Source organism: Alkalicoccobacillus porphyridii, assembly GCF_007293315.1.
GTDB classification, from domain to species: Bacteria; Bacillota; Bacilli; order Bacillales; family Bacillaceae_D; genus Alkalicoccobacillus; species Alkalicoccobacillus porphyridii.
On record NZ_VLXZ01000001.1, the window covers coordinates 274,851 to 300,250 of the forward strand.

Below are 25,400 nucleotides of genomic sequence, written 5' to 3' on the forward strand. Positions count from 1 at the left end.
ATTTTTTCAAGGGATTGGTTCACACTATCAACAAATCATATTGTTTGAAAGGAGCAGATACACCATGTCTCGCTCACGAATTTTGCATGTATCAGTAATTGTATTTACCTGCCTTGGACTGCTCCTTCCTCAAACAGGGACGGCTGCCGAGCAAACGGATACAACCTATGAAGATCGATTCACTTTATACAAAAATACCGAAGCCCTAACAAACGTGCCATGGTATTATTTAGCCGCTGTTGATACCTATGAACGGGGATTACGTAAAGCCTTACGTGATCGAGATGAAGCACAGGGCCTTATTTCTATTTTCTACTCACCTTCACAGTGGGCTGGTCCATTAAATCCAGAGCTAGAGGATACAGATCCACTGTCGATAGCTATGTTCGGGGGACTTGGAATGGACGGTGACGGCGACGGGAAAGCCGATCGATTTAACGATGCCGATATTCTGTACTCTTATGCGCACTTCCTTGAAAAATACGGTTTTAAAGAAGAAGACATGCGGATCGCTCTATGGGAATATTACAAACGCGAACAATCTGTTTCCATCATTCAATCTCACGCAAGAGCTTACAAAACATTTGGCAGACTCGACTTACATGATCATAGCTTTGTGATGCCACTCCACGCTACTTATAGCTACCGCAGCACGTGGGGAGCAAAAAGAGGATGGGGCGGCAGACGAATGCATGAAGGGACGGATCTATTTGCCGGCTATGGCGTACCCATCCAATCCACTTCCTATGGAACCGTTGAACTTATCGGCTGGAACAATTACGGGGGCTGGCGTGTGGGTATCCGAGACCTCGATAACATTTATCACTACTATGCTCATCTAAGCGGCTTTGAAAAAGGCCTTGAAAAAGGAGACGTCGTCAAGCCCGGTCAAATCATTGGATATTGCGGCAGCTCCGGCTACGGAAAACCAGGTACACAAGGCAAGTTCCCTCCCCACCTCCACTATGGAATGTACCGTGATAACGGCGTCACCGAATGGTCGTTTGATCCTTATCCATTGCTGAAGAGCTGGGAAAGACAAGCTTATAAGGACCGGAAGAAGTAGAGCAAGGGGGAGGTTTTCTTGCGAGATGCGGTGGCGGTTAATTGGCATGCGGGATGCTCTTGCGGCATGCGGTGGGGCTCAATTGACATGCGGCGGCTCTCTATCGGCATGCGGGCTCTTCTATCGACATACGGCGTCCCTCTATCGGCATGCGGGCTCCTCTAGCGACATGCGGCGTCCCTCTATCGACATGCGGGCTCTTCTATCGACATGCGGCGACTCTCTATCGGCATGCGGGCTCTTCTATCGACATGCGGCGGCTCTCTACCCACATGCGGGCTCCTCTAGCGACATGCGGCGTCCTTCTATCGACATGTGGGCTCTTTTATCGACATGCGGCGGCTCTCTATCAGCATGCGGGCTCCTCTAGCGACATGCGGCGGCTCTCTATCCACATGCGGGCTCCTCTAGCGACATGCGGCGTCCCTCATCACATACTAAGGATCCTACCCAACCCTCAAAAAAAGGATAAAACGGACGATGTCCATTTTATCCTTTTTTTCTTTTTATTTATTTTCTGCCTCACGTCGTTTTGTTGCTTTTTTAGCGTTTACTATGCTGAATACTAGCCCGCCCCAGATAAGGGTGGTGCTAAAGATCAGCATGACAATGGCACTTGTACTCATTAGTCATCGTTCCCTTCTCGCTGAACCTGCTCAACGGTAAGCTTATTTTTACCCGTTTGCCATTTAAATGCTGTCACTACAAATCCGAATACAACAGCGAGTACGGCTACACTCCAACCAAACGTAATTAGAAAACCTGTTGGCAGATCCTCATAATTTGATGTTAGGTTTGTATAGAGATTTTGAACAAACATAATTCCAAGAATAACAGGTGTTACAACCATCAGGCAGAAGGTCCACCAGCTACCGATACGGAAATCAGAAACCTGGTTCGTATGATCCTTGATTTCAGGGAGCTTTTTAAGAACCCAGCCCATAGCGACAACCGTAACTAGACCTGAAACAGCGATACCGAAGTTGTTAATAAAGTAGTCAACCGCGTCAAGGACATTAACACCGTTTTGTGTAGCATATAGAAGCGAGATCAATGCTGATAGCCCGCCCCCGACCATTACTGCTTTTGTACGAGATACATTAAACTTATCTTGGATACCCGCCACGTATGTTTCAACAATAGAGATAAGCGACGTAATCCCTGCAAGTACTAAACATCCAAAGAACAGTACACCGAAGAATTCATTGAAACCTGGGAATGTATTAATAATCTGCGGGAACACCACAAAGGCAAGACCAACTCCGCCATCTGCTACCTCATCAATACCTAAGCCACTTTGAACAGCCATAAAACCTAATACCGCAAATACACCTATACCGGCAAGAATCTCAAATCCAGAATTACTAAATGCAGTGATAAAAGCATTATTATTAATATCAGCCTTTTTAGGTAAGTAGCTCGAATAAGTAATCATAATCGCAAATGCTACTGATAAACTAAAGAAAATATGGCCATAAGCCGCCACCCAAACAGTTGAATCCAACAAACCTGACCACTCCGGTTTAAAGAACGCATCTAATCCTAGTGCAGCACCTTCGAGTGTAAGTGCACGAACAACAATACATAAGAACATGAAAATTAAGGCAGGAATAAGAACACGGTTTGCTAACTCAATTCCTTTTTTGACCCCTTTAAAAAGAATGCCCAAAGTAACAACCCACACCAGTAGTAATGGGAGTAGTACACCTGGCACAAGTGAGCCTAAAGTTCCTGTAGTTTCTGTTGCTTGTAAAAATTCCGTCATTAAAAATGTTCCAGGGTCATCACCCCAGCTTAAACTAAATGAAAAATAAGTATAAGATATCGCCCAAGCAATAATTACTGAGTAGTAAGTGGAAATGACGAAGGCTATCCCAACCTGCCACCAGCCCATCCATTCTGCTTTTTTATTAATTCGTGCATAGGTTAGAGGTGACGATCCACGGAATCGTTGCCCCATTGTAAATTCCATGATTAGGATCGGAATCCCCGCTGTCAGTAGCGCAAATAAATAAGGAATGAGGAAAGCCCCTCCCCCATTGTCATACGCTACATAAGGAAACCTCCAGATATTACCTAGTCCTACCGCAGAACCAATTGCTGCGAGTACAAAGCCCGCTCTTGATCCCCATTGTTCTCTTTCTGCCATTCTCTCTAACTCCCTTCGACTCTCTCGACAATATTCGACCACTTAGTCAAAATGATCAGATAATTTAATTGGATAATAACTCAGAAAATTCAATGACTTCCCTGCACATTATTGTCAATTATACATTATAGGCTTGTCATTTAAAGAATGTCAAAGTTAGTTCTATCCATTTTGAAAAAAGAATATAGAGAGGTTCTCCTCGCAGAGTACCAATCTCTACACCCTAACTCTTTGAAAACAAAAAAAGCTTGTCGATACTCTCCCGAATGAGAGCTTATCGACAAGCTAACTTGCGTATATTATTCTGACGTTTTTCTAGCTTGTAATCTTTTTATAATCCATGCTGCGATGAGCAGGAGAGCAATCGATACAATCACTGCTACAATCGTTCCTGCAAAAGGAAGAACAATGTAGCCGACTAGAGCCGCTGCGGCGGCAAGTAGTGCGTATGGAAGCTGTGTCATAACATGGTCAATGTGATGGCTTCCTGATCCAGCAGCTGAGAGAATCGTTGTATCAGAGATCGGTGATACGTGATCCCCAAAAATGGATCCGGCGAGAACGGCCGCAAGCATTGGTAATAATAATGTGCTGTCTACATTTGCGCCCATGTCACCGGCAATCGGTAACAGAATGGCGAAGGTGCCCCAAGATGTTCCTGTTGAAACAGCTGAGATACCGGCGATCACAAATAGCATAACTGGTAGTAGATATGGTGGTATGCCGCCTTCTACTAACGAAGCCAGGTAAGCCCCTGTTCCAAGATCACCAATAATCGAACTAATCGTCCAAGCAAGGATCAATATTAAAACGGCAGGCATCATGGACTTCACACCAGCAAGGGAAACGGTCCAGACGTCCTTTGCTACTGGTTTTGTCAAAACTGTACAGATTAGAGCGGTGAGCATTCCAACAATTGAACCATAAAGTAACGCTCGAGCGATGTCTGTATATTCAAGAATAGACATGGTCGTAACAGCTACACCATCAGCCTGAGCTCCTGATATTCCCGTACTTATCATTAATCCAACAGTAACTACAACAAGTGCAAGAATCGGCGCAATTAAATAGCTGATCTTACCCTTTTGTTCCCCGGCGCCTGTTTCAGCAGAGCCTTCTGGTTCACCTTTTTCAAGATCATAAAGGACACCCTCGCGTACTGCTAGATCCTCATGCTTTTTCATTAAACCAAAGTCAAACTTATACAAAGCAACGATAAATACCATAGATAATGCAGTAATGGCATAAAGGTTCATAGGAATCATCATCAGGAACGCTTGGAAGGCACCATACTCGGTCACCTGATTATTTTCAAAAATCTCAGCTATAAATGTAATGATATACGCGCCCCAGCTTGATAATGGAGCAATGACACAGATTGGCGCAGCCGTTGAATCCACATAATAAGCGAGCTTTGCACGCGAGATCCGATGTCGATCCGTAACCGGTCTACTGACGTTCCCAACGGTTAAGCTATTAAAATAATCATCAATAAAAATGATAAAACCTAAAACAATCGGAAGAAGCTGAGCGCCTCTGCGTGTTTTGATTCGTTTAACCGCCCATTCTCCAAAAGCCGTACTCCCACCAGAGAATGAAATAAATGAAGCAACCATCCCTAGGAAAATAAGGAACAATAGAATAAAGAACTCCCAGTCATTGATGGCAAAGCCACTGTCAGCAATTCCAGAGAATATGCCGCCCACGGTGACTGGCTCAGCTACATCATAGCTAAAAAATAAAGAGCTAAGAATATGAAGCAGTTCTACACCTGCTTTTGGCACTGAAAAGTCATATAGCATTAATGCCCCAACAATAATGCTGACTCCTAATGAAAGTAAAACCCTACGAGTTAGAATAACCAAAATAAGGGCAAGAAGCGGAGGAATAATTGAATAAATATCCATAAAAAAATGTTCCTTTCTATTAGAAAAAATAAAAACCACCATGGCTATCCATGATGGTCTAAAAGCAAAAGCACCAAAACATTCATGATAGTCCTCCACAACCAAATGGCTGTGACAGTCCAGTATTTATTCAACACTGACCCAATGATATCCTGTTGCATAAGATATCATTTCGGCGAAGCTTCCTTTCAATTATTCTCATAGCTGCCGCTCAAATAACATACTGATAAGGTTCGCGCCTCTACCTCATGTAAAATGAGGCTTTTCCTATTAAATTTGTAAGTCAACCTGTCAATCCTATCACAGAAACAATCGTAAGATCAATAGGATTGTGTAAAATTCTATGGAGAGGATTCTTCCAATTCTTCATTTTCCTCTAGCTGCTCTGGAATGACGACAGGTGCAGGCATAATAGCTCCGCCACCGCCCTCCATATAGTAGTTTGGCACGGGCCCGGTAATGACGGAGAACCCAACTGGTAAGCTAACGCTAATAGTATCAGTTGTGACAGCAAAAGGGATAATTACTTCAACATCAATATCTATATCAATATAGGCGGATATTCGCGTACTGTTGATGTTCACTCGTTCTACTTTATCACTCATATTCACCTTTACATGACTAATAGTCTGAAAACGCACGGGGATCGTTGGACCAAGATCAGCGAGTAATGAATTATTTAACGCACGACCGATGGGAATTTCATATAGAATAGCACTCTCACCCTCTACTACTTTTTCTCCCTCGCGATTTAAATGTCCTGCTTTTAACAATTCTAATTGGTCGTGTACCTCTGCTAAGGTCTCTCCCAAGATCCGGTTATATTCCCCCGCATCAAAATTAAGCATCGTTACATAACCGGTATCATCCTTTTCTACAACTAGCAGCTCATCCATATCAATGATTTGGCCTAATGTATTGGTTAACGCTCCCTCAATGGAATGAGTGGCGATATTTTTTAGTTCCATTTTGGCAATTTGAGTTAACACGGGGCGTATTTTCTGATCAATGAGCCAGATTCCCTGATAGGTCATTAGTGTAAAAATGAGTGTGGATAGCAGCAGGACATACCGAAAAGGCAACGGTCCTTTTTGCTTTTTTCGTCTAATCGGACGTCTATTGAGCATGCCAAATTCCCCCTCCTGTATCATCTCTATGCAGGGAGAAGGGGGATTTGACCTTTTATCTTTGAACAACCTTAGACGCGGTCATACACCTCATATGTATGCTTGTGTTTATTCTTTTCATCTACAACGCCTTCGCGACTGGATACTAGCTCCCAATCTTCTTCTGGTACCTCAGGGAAAAAGGTATCTCCGCCAAATACACCTTCAATACGTGTCACATACATTCGATCTGCTTTGTCCATAAATAGTTTGAATAGCTCGGTTCCGCCGATGACAAAGTTCTCTTCACCTGGATCGAGTAAGGATTCTGCTTCTTCTACTGTATGTACAACCTCGCATCCGTTTGCTTCGTATCCTTCGTTCCGTGTAACGATGATGTTTCTGCGGTGAGGCAAGGCTTTTTTATCGAGTGAATCAAAGGTTTTGCGCCCCATGATAATGGTGTGGTGTTTGGTTGTGTCTTTAAAAAATTGAAAATCAGCTGGCAGATGCCAAGGCAGGTCGTTGTTTTTGCCAATTGCTCTTTCTTCGTCCATTGCGAAAATAAATGAGATCATTGTGTTCCTCCTAAGATATGTAGTATGACTTGTCCGGAAATCTTGGCTCTTCGCTTTCGCTCCCGTATTTTGGGGCATGCTTACCGCGGGCAGGTATTGAGCTAATCTGGCTCTGCCATCTTATCTCAATGAACCTGTTCATCCCGCAGGTGTCGGCCCTCCTATTTTGTCCGCTAGTTAACAGAATCAACTTTTATAATGATGAAAAACAAAAGCCTACTGATTGTCTTTCATTCCGTGTAACAAGAGCATGGCGTCTCGTCCGATGGTGCCTTTGATTACGCCTAGTTCTTCGGCGGCGTGGGTGACGGATTCGAGTGGGGCATCTAGGAGTTGTTCGATGGTGCGGACACCTACTGCACGTCCGGCGAGGATGCCTCGTTCTTTAAGCTTTTCGTTTAATAAGCCAACATCTAATGCCCCACACATAATATACCCATCACTGCCGGTAACCGCCATAAAGTTTGTCTTTGGCAGCTTCACTGTAATTGCAGTAAATCCTACACCTTTAATGGTAATTGGCTGAACTTCAATCATGCAGAACACCCCTTTCCCTTCATCCTATGGATACGCGGGTAGGTGTGTTCCTACATTTATAGCTGATTCAGCTTCCACGCGAGGATGTCGCGCAAGAATTCTGGCATGAGATATGTTTTATCTTCAGCGTCAGTTAATTCAGGATACAAAAATCCAAATGTGTACATATCAAGTGTAGCTAGTTTATATTCAGCTTCTAGATCCAGAGGCTGACCCAGGGCAGAAATCGCTGTGACCCGCTCTTCATTTTCTGGATCGTATTCAACTTCAATGCCTGTAAAGATCATTTTTCCAAGTACTTGTCCTCGGAAGCCAAAGCCCTTAAGCTCAAGGTTGATTAAGTCAAAGCTTGCGGCTCGTTCAACGGTTACACGTAGCTCTTCCCCCGTTACACGAATGATGCACGGGTTAATAGGGTGCGGACAAATTCTATGAATTTCTCCTCTTGTGAGTTGCCCTTTTGGTAAATCACTAAGAAGAACACCAGCATTTAGCATCCCAATTGACTCTCCGCACCATTCCGTCACTCCATCACAGAGGAGCCGGGTGGCCGTCGTTTCTTTATACCAATCAACCGGTAATGTTTCAGGCAAAACAGCCATGGGTTTTTCTAAAATATGATCCGCTTCATGTTTAGCTTTTTCTAAATACTCTTTTGAAGCTGGATCGGCAGGCAGGTCTTTTGTTTCATGTAAAACGGCCGCTGTGCTTAGGAGCTGATTTTCTTCCGTTAACGTTAATGTAACCTCCCCGAGAAAGTGGCCGTGCTTTCCGGCCTGCACAATCAATGTCTTATTTATCCGCTCGCCTTGCAAAAGCACGTGATGAGTATGAGCACCAACAATGACATCAATGCCTTTAACCTCTTTAGCAATCTTCTCATCCTTAAACATGCCCAGATGAGATAATAGGATCAGCACATCTACCTGTGGCCTTAATTCGTCTACATGCTTTTGGATACACGTATCTAGGTCAAGGACCGTCCAGCCTAATTTCTCATAGAAGTGCGAAAGCGGCGCCGTTACACCAAACAGTCCAACCTTCACCCCATTATCCATTGTTCTTATGGTAGAGGGGCTTGACCACGTGGTTTGCTGGCCCTCTTCATCTAATAAGTTTGCAAGTAAAATTGGGAATGTTGCTTCCGGGTAGAGCTCATCCAACTGCTCCTTAGAAAATGTGACACCTTCGTTATTTCCAATCGTTGCGTAATCGACTCCTGCAATATTTAACAGGGCAATATTTGCCTTCCCCTCCGTTGCTTCTGTAATGGGGTGACTGCGATCGGCATGATCACCTAACTCTAAAAACAACGTGTCCTTCGTGCGATGTTCCTTTACATATCGAACAATTCCCGGCCATTGCCGGAAATCACTGTGAATATCATTCGTATGGAAAAGAGTGAGATGCTTTTGTCCCATTACGTGATCCCCCTCTATGTCTTTCTTTCTCTCTTTACCCATTTATCCCTTGAAAAATGAGGCGAATTGCGATTAACACCATAAAAATTCGCAGAATAAATATCAATCGATCACTCGAGATTCGCCGGTTAATTGCTGCGCCCAGCTGCCCACCAAACCATGCTCCAGGAACAAGCGCTAATGCATATAACCAGTTCACATGTCCTGCTGCCATGTGCGAAATCGAACCAATAAAGGCGGATACTAATATAACAAACATCGATGTTGCCACAGCCACATGAGCTGGGAACCCAAAGAGAATAATCATAAATGGAACCATTAGGGCTCCCCCACCAACACCAAACAAGCTTGAAATAATCCCAACAAAGAAACTAAGGACTACGGCAAATACCGGCTGATAGCCATATGTAAATTCATTGCCTTCTCGATCAAGCACCGTTCGTTTGTAACCTTTTGGACGTAATGGCATCGGCTTTAAATACTTTCGAATAAAAAAAGTGAAAGCAACCACTAACATAAAAAAGCCAAAATACATTAGAAAATCATCGGTGTTTACGGCTCGGTTGATGACCACACCACAAATTGCCCCTGGAACGATGCCAATAGAGAAGATCGCCCCACTTTTAAAATCAATCGTCTTTTGCTTTGCATAGGCAATCGTCGAAGAAATACCTGTAAAAATCATAATTAATAAGGACGTACCTGCAGCCACCTGAGGCGTAACATTTTGCAAAATAGGCAGCACACCATCTAACAAAAGCAAGGAAGGGACAACGATGATGCCTCCCCCAAGTCCCATTAAACTGCCGAGCGTACCCGCTACCAAACCTACAATTACTAGCAATAACCAACTCATGCTGACAACCCTTCTTCTACATTCAGATCAATCAAACAAATCCAGCTGACGCGGTGCTAAGCCTTGATACGAAATTCCTAACGCTTCAATAAACTGCTTCGCATTATCCGCGGCATCTCCACCAGAATTATTATTAAACACAACATAGATATCTTTACTTTGTTTCTCTAATTCTAATACATATTGACGCCATTCTTCCAGTTCCTCTTTATTATACCGATAAAGATAGCGAACCTCACGCCATTTGCCATCCTTTGTATCATTCCAGCCATAGACATTCCGCCCGTGTAACCGAACCAAGGTTTTGTCTGGGTGCGTTGGATGAAGCACCGTTGGAATGGAGCCATTCCCTGCCTGCGGTTCATCACAGATCGAATGAATCCAACCCTCCTGCTCCATAAATTCAAGCGTACGCTCACGCATGTCCGCGCGGAACCAGCTTTGATTACGGAACTCCAAAGCAACCGGAAAATCACGCAGCTTCTCCTTCACATAGCGTACCCAAAGAACATTCTCCTTACGACAATCAAACCAAGGTGGAAACTGACAGAGCACCATCGCAAGCTTTGAACCCAGCGGCTGAAGAGAGCTAATAAAAGCTTGAAACATCGCCTCGCGATCCTCAAAAGGGCCAAAGTCTGAAATATGGCCCGTCATGCCTTGATAAGCTTTGACAATAAATGAAAAAGAGTCTGGCGTTTCAGTTGCCCATTTTGTCATCGTTCGCTCCGGTTGAACTGCATAAAAGGAAGAATCCAGCTCAACAATCGGAAAGTACCCCGCATAGGTGATGAGCTTCTCAGAGGCTGGTGTACCTTCATAGAGCGAATCATGATCGCCCCAGCCCGTTAACCCAATGTAGATCATACGCGTAACTCCTTTGTGCTATATATAGATAAACGAAAAGCGAATCCGCGTGGACTCGCTTTTGTAACTGACATGCCTTAAGAGCTTCTGTTTGTATTTAAGTTTATCATATTATGGTTTGGGTGGGGGAGCAAGACTCTAAATACTCAATGCGGGCTCCTGGCTTCCGCTCCCGAAATGAGGGGGACTTACCTGTGGTCAGGTATTGAATTAATCTGGTTTTGCCATCTTATTTCAATGAACCTGTACCTCGAGACCACTGAAAAATTCATGTAAGAATGAGTGGAATGGCGCCGCTACAGGAGAACCCTACGCTTTCCGCGGGAACGGCCTCAGCCCTCTAAGTGGAAAACCACCACTTCGATGTCTTCAGACTCGTTCTGTTCCGCAGGAGTCTTCGGGTTCACACCCGCTAACGGTATGACTTAAACAATTGAAGAAATTTCGCAGCTTATAAAGAACGTTTTTCAGTGACCTCCTGTACTTGCCGCATATGTTGACCCTCTCATTTCGTCCGCTTGTTATGTGGGCAACCTACAATAAAAAAAGCATGTATTACTTAACCAAGTACAATTAAAATAACTAGTAATATCCTTTATATGTGTTAAAATTACATAAAATGTATCTACCCTAGGAGAGCTATGAATAGTAAACCTGCCAAAACAAAAGAAAAAACCGATCAATCTCACTGGGTCCATTTAATGATTGAAATTTTATTGTTAATTCCTCGCCAGATTATCATGCTGTTCAGATGGCTATTTAATCTGCTTTCTTAGAGCATGTAGCTATGATATAAAGATAATCAGTGATAACACCAAAACACATACTGCAATGTCACGTTCATTTAATGTTTCTTCCTCTACTTTAATATCTCTTCTCCAACGTAGAATATCTTGCTCTTGATGCTTAGCAATGATCTTGTTGCTCTCGTTTTTCAGCTCACAATAATTCTTTTGATGCATGAAAGGCTTATTCACATGATAGATTACTGTATCGTATTTGACTTCGTATTCGGTGATACCACGCGATAGCGTTTCTTTTGCTGAGGACACTAAAAACAATGAACCAATCTCTTTCTCTTCATTTTCATTTAACTCAACTATGCCCCAACGTCTTTTTCCGTTCTCTGTTTTTCCTTCAATAATCTTTATTCTGTTCTGTTTGTACTTAACTTCGTATGATTTATTACCCTTAATACGACCCAAAAATCTTGTCGCTTTTAAATAGCCAACCTTCTTTTCAGATTCTACTAGCTTCTGCTTAAAGAGCAGAGGGATAAAAGGAGATTTAATTGAAATAAGCATATTTTACAACCCTTTATAAACATGACGTCTTAAGCTAAGGTAATTACTGTTTTTCGAACAACAGCAATTGCTACGATAAAACCGATAAACACTAGAACCATTGTCACAGCGCTAGCTATAGCTATAATTTCGATGGATACGGTGAAAAGTAACACGAACAGAAGCAAATTAAAAATCATACCCAATCCTATAGATGGAATAATCCAAGCAAGAAACTCACCCACGTACATACGCCGTATCTCCCTCATTCTCCAACCAATATCTCTTAACGTTAATATCTCCTCCTTACGAATCAGGAGAAAGGACGAGATGCTTTCTATCATGGTTGTAATCACCAGATATATGGTAGCTAGGAGAACAACACCAACTAAGAAAAGAATCATATCATTTATGTGCATGCCGAGATTCGTTTGCCCTGTGTTTTGGCTTGTTATGTAGAGAGCCCCGAGAACAAAGTTCACTAATAACGCGGCACAAATTAACTGAATAAAGGAGATCGAGATCAGCTTTTTATAAAATGAAAGATTTCTGAGCCATAGCTCCTTGAACTTGATTCCCTTCAGCGCATTAAAAGGTTTACGTTTCATAACCACAATATTGATCCAGGTCACACCCAATGTTAACACAAATATAGTTCCAAAAATCGGTAGCGTCAACAAACTGACGATCTCAAAAGAATAAAAAGCGGCAAGAACGATTCCACTTGTTAGCGCGGCAAAAAGAATTAAAAGGACATTCTCCAACAAATGAAACTGCTGAATATGACGAGTTGACCAGCCTAAATCCAAAAGAAGCGTTTGCTCCCCCGTTTTTGTGTACTTTCGAAATAAACTGTGATTCAAAATATACAAAAAGCTAATTACGACAAACAACCCAGCAATCAGCTGATTGGTTGTATTCCAGCCTTCAGATATCGTTGCAGCTGCCCCTAAGCTAGTCCACGATTGTTCCACAAGTCCTATGCCCTCAACATCCAAAGTAACAACGGATGGCGAGGCACCTGCCACAACCGTAATATCATAATCACCAATGGTTGTTAAAGCAACAATCACCTCATTAATTTTCTCCACAGCATCCTCATTATAAGCAGAAATACCACTTACCTTTAGTCGAATCGCATCAATGGGATTTTCCCCCTTAATATAAGCCGCATCCTCAAGTGACATGATGCCATGTGCAGGGGAACTGACAAAGCTTCCAGGTGTAATCGTTTCATGCAATGTGACCCCGTCCACCGTTACAGAAGGAGCCTGCTGATAGATACCTAAAGGGCTGGAGGCGATTGAGTCTTGGTAGGATTCTGTTGTGAAGGAGCCGACGGGATATAACAAGAAGGGAATATCTTCCTCTTCTCCTGAAGCATAGTAATCCACCGTAGATGCTCCGTGTTCTTCTATTTCTCGATAAGTAGGGATACCTGTTTCTACTCCAATTTGATGAACTTTCATGTTGCCATCATCAAGCAGATTATAATCTATCGGTTTTGTAAAATAAAATCTAGAACTTTCTGTTACCCCAAAAGCATAATTAAATTCTTCACTAAACGTCCCATCATAGTTATAAGATAAGGGTTCATAATAAAATGGATTCATGAAATCACTTAATGACACTTCATAAGTCTCAGTAGATCGACGTTCAATATCCGATAAGATCTCAGGCATTTCCTCCCAATAACGGTCTTCCCCGAAAAATAATGGGTCTTCTTCTTTAAGATTAAAATGCTTTTTTAAGGAAAGGGTTTTACCACTATTCCAACTAATATCAGTGAGGCGAGCTTTTCCTTTTAACGGAATCTGAGAATCTGATAAGTATATGATTGGAATATCTTTAGCCCCTAAATCCCCGAACCCCATTTGAAGATCTGGCGGAATGGGGTTTTGAAGAGCAGAAAGATTGACCCTTGAAAGCTTCTCCTCTTCTTCCTGATCAACTCCAACTGTAAGATGATACGTAGTGGGTACGACAAATTCAGGTTTCATCCCTGCCACCTTTGTCGAGCTTCTATTCTCACCATAAAAGTCAAACCCTTCTTCATACTCGTCTTGCTCAAGCATATAGAAGAATCCACCTTCGTCAAGAAGTGCGTACTCATTTACTCCATCATAGGTTGAAAAAGCAAATTCAATATAACTACTGCTAGAGGGATAAGCCAAAGACAAGGTCTTATCTTCTCCAGTAAAATACCCAAGAGACGCCACAGGTGCTGCAATTTCAACACTATCTAGGTTTTTAATCTCTTTCCATTCTTCAATGGAAATTCCACCATCCCCATAATTCAAATAGTTCTCTTCTACTTTCCCTATAGATTTCTCGATTTCCGTTTGAGCACCTTCGGGACGAATGAGTAGATCATAACTTCCTCTGGCATACTGCTGAATATTGTCCTCAACATTGGTTTGAATATCAAAAAGAGCAGAGATCGTCATTGGCGCAGCGATAAAAATGGCTGCCAAGGAAAAAAAGATTAATATCGAAGCTCGCTTGTTATTTTTAATTGATTTCCAACTGTACCCAATCATGTGGATGGTGCTCCAGTATGCACAACACCATCATGGAATGTATGGATGGTGTCTCCTTTTTGTGCCACCACCTCATCATGTGTAGCTAAAAGAATGGTTTTTCCTGTACTATGTATTTTACTTAATAACTCTAATATCACATCTCTATTTTTTGAATCTAAATTTCCAGTTGGCTCATCGCATAAGAGAATGGGAGGATCAGATAATAGAGCACGAGCAATAGCGACTCTCTGTTGCTCTCCCCCTGATAGTTGCTCGGGAAAATGATGGACCCGATGATCTAGCCCTACCTCTGTTATTAACGCTAGTGCCCTTTGTTCAAGCTGCTTTTTTTGTTTCGTATATGGGACTAACGGCAGCATCACATTTTCTAAAACCGAAAACTGCGGCAGCAAACGAAATTGTTGGTAGACCGTAGCGACCTGCTTACGCAAAAAATCATGTCGTTTCTTTAAAGGCATTTCGTTAATATTCGTTTGATTTATAACGATATCACCCTGTGTAGGTTCAACCGTTCCTGATAAAATTTTTAAAAGAGAGGTCTTGCCCGAACCTGAAGGGCCCACAAGTGAAACCCACTCCCCTTTACTAATCTGAATAGACAGATCATTTAAGATAGGTTGTTCTGAAGAAGGGTAGGTTAAATTTATTTGATTTAGTTGGATCATTTCCATGTCTCCCTGGGGTGTTTTTTTATAATAGTTTGAACTACTAAAATTATTGATACCAACAATCGTTTTAGTTTTTATAGATAGCTATGTGCCTCCTCCACCTCAAATAATCCTGACTCTCTTAGAAATTGCTGCACGGTATGAAGATGAGCAGCTCCAATGACAAGAAAAATCCGTTCCTCGTTTGATTCAATAAGCTTTGTTAGATTAGCATAGATAATTAAATTCCGTTGATACCACCAGCGTAGCCAATCCACGCCAATATAATGTTCCCAGTCACCAATTCTGGCAATATGCATGTAGATCTCATGATCAGATTGAATAGAGCGAGCATCATTCATATGCCTATACCAATCAAGAAGATTAGTTCCAGATCCCGCATGCGCTTTTTGGACGCTCTGAATCTTTTCTGTTAAGAGATGATTCAATTCGGACTGATTCTCTTCTGCCCAATCTAGTACATCACCGAGCGATTTCTGCTCTGGAAGGAGATCCATCCAATCGATGCGTATACTTTCTCAAGCTCCATAGCCCTAGCCAAACGAAAACCTATTTGATGAATCTCATTAATAGGAAGCTTCCAGTCATCGTTATGTAGATATTGCTGGTATGCCTTATCGATTTCCACTTGTCGTTTTACCTCGACTTCAACCGAAACCTTATTTGGTTTAAATGCCGCCATTCTCTCAACTAGTAGTGCAATCTCACTTTCAGCCTCAGGCAATAAGCTATGTCCTGAGTCCGTTTTTTGAGAAATGGAGTCTAGACCCTCATGCATATGAAATGTACCTAGAACAAGTACTTTTGGTTTTATCATCCTTTCACATCCTAACCTAATTCATTTATGAATCCCCTTACATCTTTACAAGTTACAACATTTCGCGATATCTCTAATACTACTATTACTTGAAGATATTACAATATTTATTTACAGAACAAAAATAGACGATTACTACTTACATCAGATAATAATTAGTATATAATGGAAGCTGTTTGGATAGTTCATTGATGTAAAGGAGTTTTCAAGTGAAAAAGGTGGCCATTACTTTATCAGCTATGATGATCATTGGTTTATCTGTTGGCATGCTTATGCAGCAAGAACCTATGACTTCATTACCTGCACAGACTCAATCAGAAAAGCTAGCAGAGCAGGTTCAAGAAACAGAGCAGCAAGAACAAGAACCAGTAATTCCCGTTACGGATCAACCAGCTGATTATTCTATTAATGATGAGGAATTTCTAGTGACCTTTGATCAGGGAGAGAATTGGATTCAAGTCCCTATCGAACCACAAACCCTGTTTACTGGCGAGTATACTGGCAGTCAAGAGGAGTTAATAAACGATAGCTATGTATTAACGAAGGATCGAGCGGTTTTTCTATACGCTGTTCATCAAACGAGTGGCATAACTGTTCATACCATATCAACAACCGATCAAGGAAAGTCCTGGCAAGAGACACCTATTAGTAATATTGAATCTAGACCTACTCTACGTTTTCGAACAATGGATCTATTAAATGAAAAGTTTGGATATTTAATTTTCTCAGGAGAACGCACGATGTCTAGTGAATCGGGTTACGTCTACCTAACGAATGACGGTGGCGAAAGTTGGACGTTAGTTGGTATACCTGACACGATCCGACTTATAGCAGGTGGAGGCTTTATCAATGAAACTACTGGATTCCTCTCCTATGGCACTATTAACCCTGATGCTCCTGACTTGTATGTAACAAATGATGCAGGCACAAGCTGGACATCGGCTGACATTCATGTTCCCGAGGAATATGGAGTGATCTTTGTTCAAGCGGAAGTACCTTTTATACGCGATAATCAAATGGTTCTGCATGTGAATCAAGGTCCAAACGGCGATTATTTGGGTGGTCGAGTGAAGGGCGAATTTCATTCTGAAGACGAAGGCTTAACGTGGAAATTTGTTAAGGAGGTAGAGCCAGATGAACTTCCTTAAAAAGCAGCGAAACCTCTTCGCAGCGTGTTTCTTTTTAATGTCTCTTGGACTCTTTATTTTACAAATGGGTTACCTCTTTCTACCTAACTTAGTAGGAAGAGAAGTGGAATATATTCATAATCAACTTTTCTACCTTATTAATATTGCTTGCATCCTTAGTTTAGCTATTTCCTTTCTTCTTTATTTTCAACAAACAAGAAAATGGCTACTTATTGGTGGCAGCGTCTTTACTTTATTCATTGTAGTAAACACCTACCTCATCTACACAACCAGCCAGGAGGTAAACAATATCGTCAGTCTCTCACCAGACGGGAAGCATACACTTGTATTGAAACAGGATAAAGAACAGGGAGACATCATCTACTACCGAGAGTACTATACTATTCTAGCAAGACCCCTTCAAAGAATCTCTGCAAGTGAACATGAATTACAGGTAGAATGGCTGGCAAATGACGTAGCTGCTGTCACCTATCAAGATCATAATCAAAACATTCAACAACACATAGCCACGTACGGCGATCGTGGCGACGGAATTTCCTACTACTATGTCAGCTCCGAAATTTACGGTGAATGGCAAGATGGAGAAACAAGAGTAATCAGCGGCCCTGAAGGCATTTCAGTAGAAGACAATGGCGAGAGACAAACTTTTGCATGGGAGAACATCCAGCAGCACGGGACATTAGCGATTGTTTTGAGCGATGATGAGCACAATGCTGCTTGGACGATCGCATTAGCTGAGAACTTTGAGATAAGTTCGAATGCAACTGTGGAGCAGCCTGGGGATATTCGGGTTTATAAGGCCACACTAGGTGATGCTGATGTAAACACTCTTGAGAGGTTTGGAAATTGATGGACATATCTTTTGTCTTATGACCAAAAATATTTGAGAAAAAGCGAGTCCTATGGGGCCCGCTTTTTCTATTGTTATATTGCCAACATAAAAGCCTAACTTATTAAAACAGAACCTAAACAAGTCCCTATGTTAGAACTTTAAGGCATTGAGTAAGTCACATTGAAAGAGGATAGCCTTGGCATTGCAGTCGACCGTCGTTTATAAGATCGTTATAATGAAGGCGACAGCTTAAAATGATCAGGAGGTTTTATAGTGAGCTCAATTCTCAAAGAACTTGAATCACATATTAATCACCACCAAGCTATTTTTAACGGTACATCATTACATTATGTTACAGGAGGATTAGAAAATGGACCTGTTTGCGTTTTGCTTCATGGGTTCCCACAGAATTGGTTGACTTGGCGTTATGTCATTCCAAAGCTTCTATCCACCCATAAAGTTATTGCCATTGATTTAAAAGGATATGGAGAATCTGATAAGCCGAGTGATATGGAAAGCTATGATACTAGTATTGTTGCGAATGAAATACACGAACTCTTACAGCATTTGAAAATCAAAGAAGCACTAATTGTCGGACATGATCGTGGGGCCAGGATAGCAAGAAGGCTAGCTTTAGACTCTCCAGATGTAGTAGCTGGCCTTATTTTTATTGACATTATGCCAACAGAATACATTTATGGAGACTTATCAGCAGCTGATGCAGCGACAAAATACTGGCATTGGACATTTCAAGTGGTTAACGAGCTTCCTGAGGAACTAATTAAAGACAAAGAGGAGATCTATCTAAAATTTTTATTAAGTAGAGGTGATGGTTTATTTAATTTATTGCAAAGCGATGGAGCATGGGAAGCATACTTAAAATCATGGATGCAACCAGGTGCCGTTTTAGGTGCTCTTAATGACTACAGAGCAACTTATCATATTGATCTGCCACGTTATGAGATTGAAACAGCTTCTAAAAGGATGCTTAATAAAAAGACACTGATTCTATGGGGAGAGCAAGGAAACTTACACGGTTTGCCTGTTCTAGATGTGTGGAAGCGCTCAATTACAAATATTACTGGTCATCAAATATCTGGATGTGGCCATTATATCCCCGAAGAGAAACCGAATGAATTGGCAAAGCACATTAAACAATTTTCAAAATCTATTAACTGGTCAGGATAAACCCGTAAACCTTTTTCCTTCTCCAAATGACTTCCAAAAAAAAAGCGAATCCCAAGGGATTCGCTTTTATCATTACATATTAACCAATTGAACCTTCCATTTCGAACTTGATCAGACGGTTCATTTCAACTGCGTATTCCATTGGTAGTTCTTTTGTGAATGGCTCGATGAAGCCCATGACGATCATCTCTGTGGCTTCTTGCTCAGAGATTCCGCGGCTCATGAGGTAGAAGAGCTGGTCTTCGGATACCTTTGATACGGTGGCTTCGTGCTCGAGTGTAATGTTGTTATTTAGGATCTCGTTGTACGGGATCGTGTCTGATGTGGATTGGTTATCCATGATCAGGGTGTCGCACTCAATCTTGGATTTTGATCCGTCGGAGCGTCGTCCGAAGTGGCAAATTCCGCGATAGGTTACTTTCCCGCCGTGTTTAGAGATCGATTTTGAAACGATAGTGGATGAGCAGTTTGGTGCTAAGTGAGATACTTTTGCACCAGCATCCTGGTGCTGACCTTTGCCTGCGATTGCGATGGAAAGGATTGTACCTTTTGCTCCTTCGCCACGCATGATGACAGCTGGATATTTCATTGTTAGCTTCGAACCGATGTTACCGTCTACCCATTCCATGGTTGCGCCAGCGTCTGCAACTGCACGTTTAGTAACGAGGTTGAAGATGTTTGGTGCCCAGTTTTGAATGGTTGTGTAGCGGCAGTATGCGTTGTCTTTAACAATGATTTCTACAACGGCACTGTGTAGAGAATTTGTTGTGTACACAGGTGCTGTACAGCCTTCTACATAGTGTACGGAGCTATCTTCATCAGCGATGATCAATGTACGCTCAAATTGTCCCATGTTCTCAGAGTTGATACGGAAGTACGCTTGTAGAGGCGTTTCCGTTTTTACCCCTTTAGGAACGTAGATGAATGATCCACCAGACCATACGGCTGAGTTCAGTGCTGCGAACTTATTATCCGCTGGAGGGATAATCGTTCCGAAGTGCTTTTTGAAGATGTCTTCGTTTTCACGAAGAGCTGAGTCGGTATCTTTGAAGATGATTCCAAGATCCGTAAGCTCTTGCTTCATGTTGTGATAAACAACCTCAGATTCATACTGAGCGGATACCCCTGCAAGATACTTTTGCTCTGCTTCAGGAATACCAAGCTTATCAAATGTGTTTTTGATTTCCTCTGGTACTTCATCCCAAGAGCGTTCTGTTTGCTCAGATGCTTTTACATAGTACGTGATATCATCAAAGTCTAGCTCTGAAAGATCTCCGCCCCATTGTGGCATCGGCATTTTGTAGAAAAGCTCAAGTGATTTAAGACGGAAGTCAAGCATCCATTGAGGCTCTTCTTTCATGCGAGAGATTTCCTCAACGATCTCTTTTGTTAGGCCACGACCTGAACGGAAGATCGAAACATCGCGATCCGAAAATCCATATTTATATTCACCAATATCAGGCATTTTTTTTGCCATTGTGAATCCCTCCTAATGAGAATCAACTTGCTTATTTTTCTTGCTCGTTCAGCCCTTGTTCCATTGCCTTCCAGGCAAGCGTCGCACATTTGATGCGTGCAGGGAATTTAGCTACGCCCTGCAGCGCTTCTATGTCACCCAAGTCAAACAAGTCTTCATCGTATTCCTTACCCAGCATCATATCGGAGAAGATTTTGGACATCTTTAATGCTTCGTTCACTTTCAGGCCTTTAACGGCTTGAGTCATCATGGATGCAGATGCCATACTAATCGAGCAGCCTTCTCCTTCAAATTTAGCTGTTTCGACCTGTCCATCCTCAATTTTCATCTGGATTTGAACACGGTCTCCGCAGGTTGGGTTATTCAAGTTTACTGTAAGTGTATCATCTGATAGCTGCCCAAGGTTACGTGGGTTCTTATAGTGATCCATGATAACCTGCCGATAAAGCGTGTCAAGATTATGAGTAGACATCACCGAAATACTCCTTTGTTTTAACTAACCCATCTTTTAAGGCGTCGATATCTTCCTCTGTGTTGTACACATAATAGCTAGCACGTGCTGTTGCTGATACGTTCAGCCATTTCATTAAGAGCTGCGCACAGTGATGTCCCGCTCTCACGGCAATACCCTCTGCATCAAGTACAGTTGCTACGTCGTGTGGATGGATATCATCTAATTGGAATGTTACAACTCCTGCCCGTTTTTTCGGACCAAAGATTGTTAGTCCTTCAATTTCTGATAATCGTTCAAAGCTATATGATACTAGTTCCTGCTCATGCTCTTCAATGGCATCGAAACCTAGATCTTCTATAAAATCAATGGCTGCGCCGAGTCCAATCGCCCCCGCAATGATCGGGGTTCCGCCTTCGAATTTCCACGGTAGCTCTTTCCATGTTGATTCATATAAACCAACAAAGTCAATCATCTCTCCGCCGAATTCAAAGGGCTCCATGTTCTCAAGCAAATGCTTCTTCCCATATAATACACCGATTCCTGTTGGTCCACCAAGCTTATGGCCTGAAAAAGCAAAGAAATCGCAATCCAAATCCTGGACATCAATCTTGATGTGGGGTGCACTTTGCGCTCCATCTACCACCATGATCGCTCCATTTTTGTGAGCAAGCTGAGCTAGCTCTTTAATTGGATTGATGGTACCAAGTACATTTGAAACCTGCATCACAGATACAATCTTCGTATTCTCAGTAATGATGTTCTTCGCTTCTTCCATATCAATGGTCCCATCCTCAAGTAGCGTTAAATACTTGAGAGTTGCACCAGTCGCCTTAGCCGTTTGCTGCCAAGGGATGATATTACTATGATGCTCCATTGGCGTAATGACAATTTCATCGCCTTCAGCCAAATTTGCTTTCCCATAGCTTGAAGCCACCATATTAATAGCCGTGGTTGTTCCGCGAGTGAAAATGACTTCTTGAGTTGACTCAGCACCAATGAATGTTCGAACCTTATCTCTGGCTCCTTCATATTCATCTGTTGCCATAGTGCCAAGTGTGTGAACGCCCCTGTGAACATTTGAATTATAGCGTCTATAATAATCATCCAGCTTCTCAATAACCGTGTAGGGCTTTTGAGAAGTGGCTGAACTATCTAAATAGACAAGAGGTTTGCCGTTCACATGCTGGTCAAGAAGCGGAAACAGCTTCTTGATTTCCTTTGCATTCATTACTTAACTTTCCTTTCGATTGCTTCACGTAAACGATCTTTTACGGATTCAATCGGAAGTTCATTGACAACAGGTGCCAAGAAACCATGAATGACTAGACGCTCTGCCTCATGGCGCGGAATGCCGCGGCTCATTAGATAGAACATTTGCAGTGGATCAATACGGCCAACAGAAGCAGCATGTCCAGCTGTTACATCATCTTCATCAATCAATAGAATTGGGTTTGCATCACCACGTGCTTTTTCACTAAGCATTAACACACGTTCTGTTTGCTCACCATTTGATTTTGTTGCACCGTGCTCAATTTTAGAAATCCCGTTAAAGATAACGGATGCTCCTTCTTTAAGAACACCATGCTTCAAAATTTGCCCATCAGAGTTTTTGCCGTGATGGAAAACGGTTGTTGTGATATTTTGCTTTTGCGTGCCTGTTCCAACTGTTACTGACTTCGTATCAGCTGTTGAACCATCACCTACAAGATGTGTTGTGTTCTCATATACAGTATCACCATTGTTCATCAATCCAAGTGCCCACTCTAAACGTCCATCACGAGCTACATGACCACGACGTACAATATAAGAGGTAACCTGATCGTCTAAATTATCAACTGCACCAAAGGAAACACGCGCATTGGCTCCAACATGGACCTCAGCAATGATATTCGCTTGAGCTGCTTTATCACCTGTTGTTGCATAGTTTTCAACGTATGTGACAGAACTATTATCTTCAGCCACGATGACCACATGGTTAAACAAACCGCCATCTGCTTGGTTCTGAGCATATACGGCCTGAAGCGGCAGCTCAACTTCTACGTTCTTTGGTACGTATAGGAAAACTCCACCCGCCATAAGTGCTGCGTTAATAGCAGTTAAACGGTTTTCCGTTGCATTCACTACATCAGTGAAAAGATATTTCTTTAGAAGATCGCCATGCTCTTTCACAGCGGTTTTTAAATCAGTGAAAATGACACCTTTCTGCGTAAGTGCTTCAGAAACCTTACTGAATGTTGTATCACCATTTTCCTGAACAATCACGTTCTCTACATCTTTCTCAATTAATGCCTGAATTCCTTCTGGCAGTGCATCAAGAGTGGAGGCAACCTTATTGTCTACGATCTCATGTGTAAATGATGTAAAGTTCCATTTTGTAATTTTTGTTTTATCTGGTTTAGGCAGTTCAAGTGATTCTACTTGAGACACTGCGTTCATTCGTAATTCATTTAGCCATTGTGGCTCATTTAATTCTTTTGAAAGTGTTTGGACAGCATCCTGCCAAACCTGTACATTTGTCTCAACTGGCATATTTTACCCACCCTTTATCGTTGATCTGCTTTATTTTACGCTTCCTGATTTACATTAACACGCTCGTCTTCAATACCAAGCTCTGTTTTGATCCAGTCATAACCTTCTGCTTCTAAACGCTCTGCAAGCTCAGCTCCGCCGGATTTTACAATACGACCTTGCATCATAACATGGACTTTATCAGGAGTGATGTAGTTCAACAGACGTTGATAGTGAGTAATGATTAAACAGCCGAAGTCCTCGCTGCGCATTTCATTTACACCTTTAGAAACAACTTTAAGTGCATCAATATCTAGACCAGAATCAATCTCATCTAAGATAGCAATCTTAGGCTCAAGCATTAATAGTTGTAGAATTTCGTTACGTTTCTTTTCCCCACCAGAGAACCCTTCGTTTAGGTAACGCTGAGAGAATGATTGATCAATATCAAGTGTGTCCATTTTGCTATCCATTTTCCGGATGAACTTCATGAGTGAGATTTCTTCGCCTTCCTCACGTCCAGAGTTGATCGCAGAACGAAGGAAATCAGCATTTGTAATACCACTAATTTCACTTGGGTATTGCATAGCAAGGAATAGACCTGCTTGCGCACGTTCGTCTACTTCCATTTCTAAAACATCTTCCCCGTCCATAAAGATGGAACCGCTTGTGATTTCATATTTCGGGTGACCCATGATTGCAGAAGCAAGAGTTGATTTCCCTGTTCCGTTTGGACCCATGATGGCATGAATTTCTCCGCCCTTAACCTCTAAGTTAAAGTCTCTGAGAATGTGTTTACCTTCTATCGATACATTCAAATTCTCAATTTTCAAGTGTGATGCTGCCATTTTCACTACCTCCAATTTATATGCTGAGCTGATCATTCATGCACAGCCATTCAGTTTTACTTATTATCATTCTATTCTCATTCTAATCTTATAACAAATCCAACCTGAGTTCAAGGAGTCGGACCTATTCCCGAAACTTCATTATAACAAAAAAAAGAGCAACACCAAAGGGTGCTGCTTGAATGAAGAACCAGCCTACTGAAATGCTTGATCTGATGAAGGTGGCTTTAGCTTTTGAATCGCTTCCTGCACCAGGGTTACACCTTGACTCATCGCCGCTCCCCCACCAAAAGCAGCAGCTACACCGACAGACTCAAGAATCTCATCCTCACTACAGCCTTGGTCGAGACAACCCTTTGTATGATAGATAATGCAATACTCGTCTTGAGAATAGACACTAATACCAAGCGCAATCAGCTGCTTTCCTTTTTTGCTCAATTTCCCTTCTTCAAAGCAGGTTTCCGTGAACTTATTATAAGATTTTGCGATATGTGGCAGTTTCTCAGTGAATGAGCTTAAGCCCTCTTTGTATGTGTGTAGCGCTTCTTGAATCGTATTATCCTGCTGCGATTGCTGTTGATCCATTTTTATGAACCCCTTCCAACTAGCATAGTATGTCAGTAGTATGAGCATTGGTGCGGGAGGTTATGCGGTGGAAAAATGACAAGATGATGATTGGGGAGTTTTTTAGGTTGGTGGCGAGGGATGGGGCTTGGTAAATTAAATTTCCTCTTGCTAATGGGGTAGGTGGTCTTGGTAAAGGAAGTAGGAGCTTGGTTTTGCCCCCTTTCTTCTTGGTTACATCATGATTGTTCTTGGTATTGAAGGGTAGAGCTTGGTTCTTCTCTCTTTCTTCTTGGTGTTTATTCCGTTTCTCTTGGTAATACCCTTCCTCTCTTGGTGATGAGATCGGGGCTCTTGCTATCGTAGGTAGGAGCTTGGTTCTTCTCTCATACTTCTTGGTGTTCATCGCGCTTCTCTTGGTAAGGCACTTTTTCTCTTAGTAACGTGCTCGTTTTTCTTGCTGTGCTGGGTGATTTTCTTGGTAGTTTGATTTTTCTTCTTGGTAAGGTCCATGCACTTAGTTCCTCGGGTTGCTAGCGTCCGTGCCGCGTGGGTGGTCTTGGTAAATCAGAATTCCTCTTGG

General features: G+C 42.2%; 23 protein-coding genes, 1 pseudogene and 1 riboswitch. Of the genes and pseudogenes, 5 read left to right on the forward strand and 19 right to left on the reverse strand.

The genetic code is table 11. The features are described 5' to 3' along the window. The first annotated feature begins 64 nt into the window (after nucleotides 1–64). Nucleotides 65–1,066, forward strand: coding sequence for a M23 family metallopeptidase (locus tag FN960_RS01320; RefSeq protein ID WP_143846565.1), 1,002 nt, complete (start codon nucleotides 65–67; stop codon nucleotides 1,064–1,066). A 506-nt stretch (nucleotides 1,067–1,572) separates the two neighbouring features. On the opposite strand, the gene FN960_RS01325 is transcribed toward FN960_RS01320, so the two are convergent. The 9 genes from FN960_RS01325 to FN960_RS01365 all read right to left on the reverse strand — a co-directional run bounded on the left by FN960_RS01325 (nucleotide 1,573) and on the right by FN960_RS01365 (nucleotide 10,487). After that, nucleotides 1,573–1,692 (reverse strand): methionine/alanine import family NSS transporter small subunit, encoded by a 120-nt coding sequence (locus FN960_RS01325; protein WP_143846566.1) that lies wholly within the window; start codon nucleotides 1,690–1,692, stop codon nucleotides 1,573–1,575. Next, entirely contained in the window at nucleotides 1,692–3,215 is a 1,524-nt protein-coding gene (locus tag FN960_RS01330; RefSeq protein ID WP_143846567.1) for a sodium-dependent transporter, read from the reverse strand. The genes FN960_RS01325 and FN960_RS01330 overlap by 1 nt, the downstream gene beginning before the upstream one ends. A gap of 299 nt (nucleotides 3,216–3,514) precedes the next feature. Continuing rightward, nucleotides 3,515–5,122 carry a Na+/H+ antiporter NhaC family protein gene (locus FN960_RS01335; protein ID WP_143846568.1) on the reverse strand — a complete coding sequence of 536 codons (1,608 nt, stop codon included), beginning with the start codon at nucleotides 5,120–5,122 and terminating at the stop codon, nucleotides 3,515–3,517. 80 nt (nucleotides 5,123–5,202) lie between these two features. Then, nucleotides 5,203–5,374: riboswitch (Lysine riboswitch) on the reverse strand. Nucleotides 5,375–5,463: 89 nt separating this feature from the next. Continuing rightward, nucleotides 5,464–6,249 (reverse strand): sporulation protein YunB, encoded by a 786-nt coding sequence (yunB, locus tag FN960_RS01340; RefSeq protein WP_185970861.1) that lies wholly within the window; start codon nucleotides 6,247–6,249, stop codon nucleotides 5,464–5,466. A 71-nt stretch (nucleotides 6,250–6,320) separates the two neighbouring features. Continuing rightward, nucleotides 6,321–6,806 carry a dihydrofolate reductase gene (locus FN960_RS01345; RefSeq protein WP_143846570.1) on the reverse strand — a complete coding sequence of 162 codons (486 nt, stop codon included), beginning with the start codon at nucleotides 6,804–6,806 and terminating at the stop codon, nucleotides 6,321–6,323. A 216-nt stretch (nucleotides 6,807–7,022) separates the two neighbouring features. Then, nucleotides 7,023–7,343, reverse strand: a complete 321-nt coding sequence (locus FN960_RS01350; protein ID WP_143846571.1) for a YunC family protein — start codon at nucleotides 7,341–7,343, stop codon at nucleotides 7,023–7,025. 56 nt (nucleotides 7,344–7,399) lie between these two features. Then, nucleotides 7,400–8,764: a bifunctional metallophosphatase/5'-nucleotidase gene (locus FN960_RS01355; protein ID WP_143846572.1), complete on the reverse strand. Its 1,365-nt coding sequence runs from the start codon at nucleotides 8,762–8,764 to the stop codon at nucleotides 7,400–7,402. A 34-nt stretch (nucleotides 8,765–8,798) separates the two neighbouring features. Beyond that, nucleotides 8,799–9,620 carry a sulfite exporter TauE/SafE family protein gene (locus FN960_RS01360; protein WP_143846573.1) on the reverse strand — a complete coding sequence of 274 codons (822 nt, stop codon included), beginning with the start codon at nucleotides 9,618–9,620 and terminating at the stop codon, nucleotides 8,799–8,801. A gap of 27 nt (nucleotides 9,621–9,647) precedes the next feature. Continuing rightward, nucleotides 9,648–10,487 (reverse strand): DUF72 domain-containing protein, encoded by an 840-nt coding sequence (locus FN960_RS01365; RefSeq protein WP_143846574.1) that lies wholly within the window; start codon nucleotides 10,485–10,487, stop codon nucleotides 9,648–9,650. Between the two features lie 641 nt (nucleotides 10,488–11,128). Here FN960_RS01365 and FN960_RS23125 point away from each other — a divergent pair. Continuing rightward, entirely contained in the window at nucleotides 11,129–11,263 is a 135-nt protein-coding gene (locus FN960_RS23125; RefSeq protein ID WP_260681888.1) for a hypothetical protein, read from the forward strand. A gap of 9 nt (nucleotides 11,264–11,272) precedes the next feature. On the opposite strand, the gene FN960_RS01370 is transcribed toward FN960_RS23125, so the two are convergent. The 4 genes and pseudogenes from FN960_RS01370 to FN960_RS01385 all read right to left on the reverse strand — a co-directional run bounded on the left by FN960_RS01370 (nucleotide 11,273) and on the right by FN960_RS01385 (nucleotide 15,798). After that, nucleotides 11,273–11,791, reverse strand: coding sequence for a hypothetical protein (locus tag FN960_RS01370; protein ID WP_143846575.1), 519 nt, complete (start codon nucleotides 11,789–11,791; stop codon nucleotides 11,273–11,275). 29 nt (nucleotides 11,792–11,820) lie between these two features. Next, nucleotides 11,821–14,310, reverse strand: a complete 2,490-nt coding sequence (locus FN960_RS01375) for a cation-translocating P-type ATPase (RefSeq protein WP_143846576.1) — start codon at nucleotides 14,308–14,310, stop codon at nucleotides 11,821–11,823. Beyond that, complete coding sequence (locus tag FN960_RS01380) at nucleotides 14,307–14,978, reverse strand: ABC transporter ATP-binding protein (RefSeq protein WP_185970862.1); 672 nt, start codon at nucleotides 14,976–14,978, stop codon at nucleotides 14,307–14,309. The genes FN960_RS01375 and FN960_RS01380 overlap by 4 nt, the downstream gene beginning before the upstream one ends. A 77-nt stretch (nucleotides 14,979–15,055) precedes the next feature. Continuing rightward, a pseudogene (locus FN960_RS01385) lies at nucleotides 15,056–15,798 on the reverse strand (DUF5694 domain-containing protein). 209 nt (nucleotides 15,799–16,007) lie between these two features. Here FN960_RS01385 and FN960_RS01395 point away from each other — a divergent pair. The 3 genes from FN960_RS01395 to FN960_RS01405 all read left to right on the forward strand — a co-directional run bounded on the left by FN960_RS01395 (nucleotide 16,008) and on the right by FN960_RS01405 (nucleotide 18,966). Continuing rightward, nucleotides 16,008–16,946 carry a WD40/YVTN/BNR-like repeat-containing protein gene (locus tag FN960_RS01395; RefSeq protein WP_143846580.1) on the forward strand — a complete coding sequence of 313 codons (939 nt, stop codon included), beginning with the start codon at nucleotides 16,008–16,010 and terminating at the stop codon, nucleotides 16,944–16,946. After that, nucleotides 16,933–17,796: a hypothetical protein gene (locus FN960_RS01400; protein ID WP_143846581.1), complete on the forward strand. Its 864-nt coding sequence runs from the start codon at nucleotides 16,933–16,935 to the stop codon at nucleotides 17,794–17,796. Before FN960_RS01395 ends, FN960_RS01400 begins: the two co-directional genes overlap by 14 nt. 255 nt (nucleotides 17,797–18,051) lie before the next feature. Further along, nucleotides 18,052–18,966, forward strand: a complete 915-nt coding sequence (locus FN960_RS01405; RefSeq protein WP_143846582.1) for an alpha/beta fold hydrolase — start codon at nucleotides 18,052–18,054, stop codon at nucleotides 18,964–18,966. A gap of 79 nt (nucleotides 18,967–19,045) precedes the next feature. Here the strand turns inward: FN960_RS01405 and sufB are convergent, their stop codons facing one another. The 6 genes from sufB to FN960_RS01435 form a co-directional block, all read right to left on the reverse strand. Continuing rightward, nucleotides 19,046–20,443, reverse strand: a complete 1,398-nt coding sequence (sufB, locus tag FN960_RS01410; protein WP_143846583.1) for a Fe-S cluster assembly protein SufB — start codon at nucleotides 20,441–20,443, stop codon at nucleotides 19,046–19,048. Between the two features lie 31 nt (nucleotides 20,444–20,474). Further along, on the reverse strand, nucleotides 20,475–20,915 hold the full coding sequence (sufU, locus tag FN960_RS01415; protein WP_143846584.1) for a Fe-S cluster assembly sulfur transfer protein SufU: 441 nt from the start codon (nucleotides 20,913–20,915) through the stop codon (nucleotides 20,475–20,477). Further along, nucleotides 20,902–22,125, reverse strand: a complete 1,224-nt coding sequence (locus FN960_RS01420) for a cysteine desulfurase (protein WP_143846585.1) — start codon at nucleotides 22,123–22,125, stop codon at nucleotides 20,902–20,904. The genes sufU and FN960_RS01420 overlap by 14 nt, the downstream gene beginning before the upstream one ends. Then, nucleotides 22,125–23,426, reverse strand: coding sequence for a Fe-S cluster assembly protein SufD (sufD, locus tag FN960_RS01425; RefSeq protein ID WP_143846586.1), 1,302 nt, complete (start codon nucleotides 23,424–23,426; stop codon nucleotides 22,125–22,127). The genes FN960_RS01420 and sufD overlap by 1 nt, the downstream gene beginning before the upstream one ends. A gap of 35 nt (nucleotides 23,427–23,461) precedes the next feature. Beyond that, nucleotides 23,462–24,253: a Fe-S cluster assembly ATPase SufC gene (sufC, locus tag FN960_RS01430; RefSeq protein WP_143846587.1), complete on the reverse strand. Its 792-nt coding sequence runs from the start codon at nucleotides 24,251–24,253 to the stop codon at nucleotides 23,462–23,464. Between the two features lie 195 nt (nucleotides 24,254–24,448). Continuing rightward, on the reverse strand, nucleotides 24,449–24,838 hold the full coding sequence (locus FN960_RS01435; RefSeq protein WP_143846588.1) for a carboxymuconolactone decarboxylase family protein: 390 nt from the start codon (nucleotides 24,836–24,838) through the stop codon (nucleotides 24,449–24,451). Nucleotides 24,839–25,400: the final 562 nt, after the last annotated feature.

What these genes read in the sequence shown, in the direction of transcription:
- FN960_RS01320 (WP_143846565.1), top strand. Translation starts at nt 65, where the DNA reads ATGTCTCGCTCACGAATTTTGCATGTATCAGTAATTGTATTTACCTGC.
- FN960_RS01325 (WP_143846566.1), bottom strand. Translation starts at nt 1,692, where the DNA reads ATGAGTACAAGTGCCATTGTCATGCTGATCTTTAGCACCACCCTTATC.
- FN960_RS01330 (WP_143846567.1), bottom strand. Translation starts at nt 3,215, where the DNA reads ATGGCAGAAAGAGAACAATGGGGATCAAGAGCGGGCTTTGTACTCGCA.
- FN960_RS01335 (WP_143846568.1), bottom strand. Translation starts at nt 5,122, where the DNA reads ATGGATATTTATTCAATTATTCCTCCGCTTCTTGCCCTTATTTTGGTT.
- yunB (WP_185970861.1), bottom strand. Translation starts at nt 6,249, where the DNA reads ATGCTCAATAGACGTCCGATTAGACGAAAAAAGCAAAAAGGACCGTTG.
- FN960_RS01345 (WP_143846570.1), bottom strand. Translation starts at nt 6,806, where the DNA reads ATGATCTCATTTATTTTCGCAATGGACGAAGAAAGAGCAATTGGCAAA.
- FN960_RS01350 (WP_143846571.1), bottom strand. Translation starts at nt 7,343, where the DNA reads ATGATTGAAGTTCAGCCAATTACCATTAAAGGTGTAGGATTTACTGCA.
- FN960_RS01355 (WP_143846572.1), bottom strand. Translation starts at nt 8,764, where the DNA reads ATGGGACAAAAGCATCTCACTCTTTTCCATACGAATGATATTCACAGT.
- FN960_RS01360 (WP_143846573.1), bottom strand. Translation starts at nt 9,620, where the DNA reads ATGAGTTGGTTATTGCTAGTAATTGTAGGTTTGGTAGCGGGTACGCTC.
- FN960_RS01365 (WP_143846574.1), bottom strand. Translation starts at nt 10,487, where the DNA reads ATGATCTACATTGGGTTAACGGGCTGGGGCGATCATGATTCGCTCTAT.
- FN960_RS23125 (WP_260681888.1), top strand. Translation starts at nt 11,129, where the DNA reads ATGAATAGTAAACCTGCCAAAACAAAAGAAAAAACCGATCAATCTCAC.
- FN960_RS01370 (WP_143846575.1), bottom strand. Translation starts at nt 11,791, where the DNA reads ATGCTTATTTCAATTAAATCTCCTTTTATCCCTCTGCTCTTTAAGCAG.
- FN960_RS01375 (WP_143846576.1), bottom strand. Translation starts at nt 14,310, where the DNA reads ATGATTGGGTACAGTTGGAAATCAATTAAAAATAACAAGCGAGCTTCG.
- FN960_RS01380 (WP_185970862.1), bottom strand. Translation starts at nt 14,978, where the DNA reads ATGATCCAACTAAATCAAATAAATTTAACCTACCCTTCTTCAGAACAA.
- FN960_RS01400 (WP_143846581.1), top strand. Translation starts at nt 16,933, where the DNA reads ATGAACTTCCTTAAAAAGCAGCGAAACCTCTTCGCAGCGTGTTTCTTT.
- sufB (WP_143846583.1), bottom strand. Translation starts at nt 20,443, where the DNA reads ATGGCAAAAAAAATGCCTGATATTGGTGAATATAAATATGGATTTTCG.
- sufU (WP_143846584.1), bottom strand. Translation starts at nt 20,915, where the DNA reads ATGTCTACTCATAATCTTGACACGCTTTATCGGCAGGTTATCATGGAT.
- FN960_RS01420 (WP_143846585.1), bottom strand. Translation starts at nt 22,125, where the DNA reads ATGAATGCAAAGGAAATCAAGAAGCTGTTTCCGCTTCTTGACCAGCAT.
- sufD (WP_143846586.1), bottom strand. Translation starts at nt 23,426, where the DNA reads ATGCCAGTTGAGACAAATGTACAGGTTTGGCAGGATGCTGTCCAAACA.
- sufC (WP_143846587.1), bottom strand. Translation starts at nt 24,253, where the DNA reads ATGGCAGCATCACACTTGAAAATTGAGAATTTGAATGTATCGATAGAA.
- FN960_RS01435 (WP_143846588.1), bottom strand. Translation starts at nt 24,838, where the DNA reads ATGGATCAACAGCAATCGCAGCAGGATAATACGATTCAAGAAGCGCTA.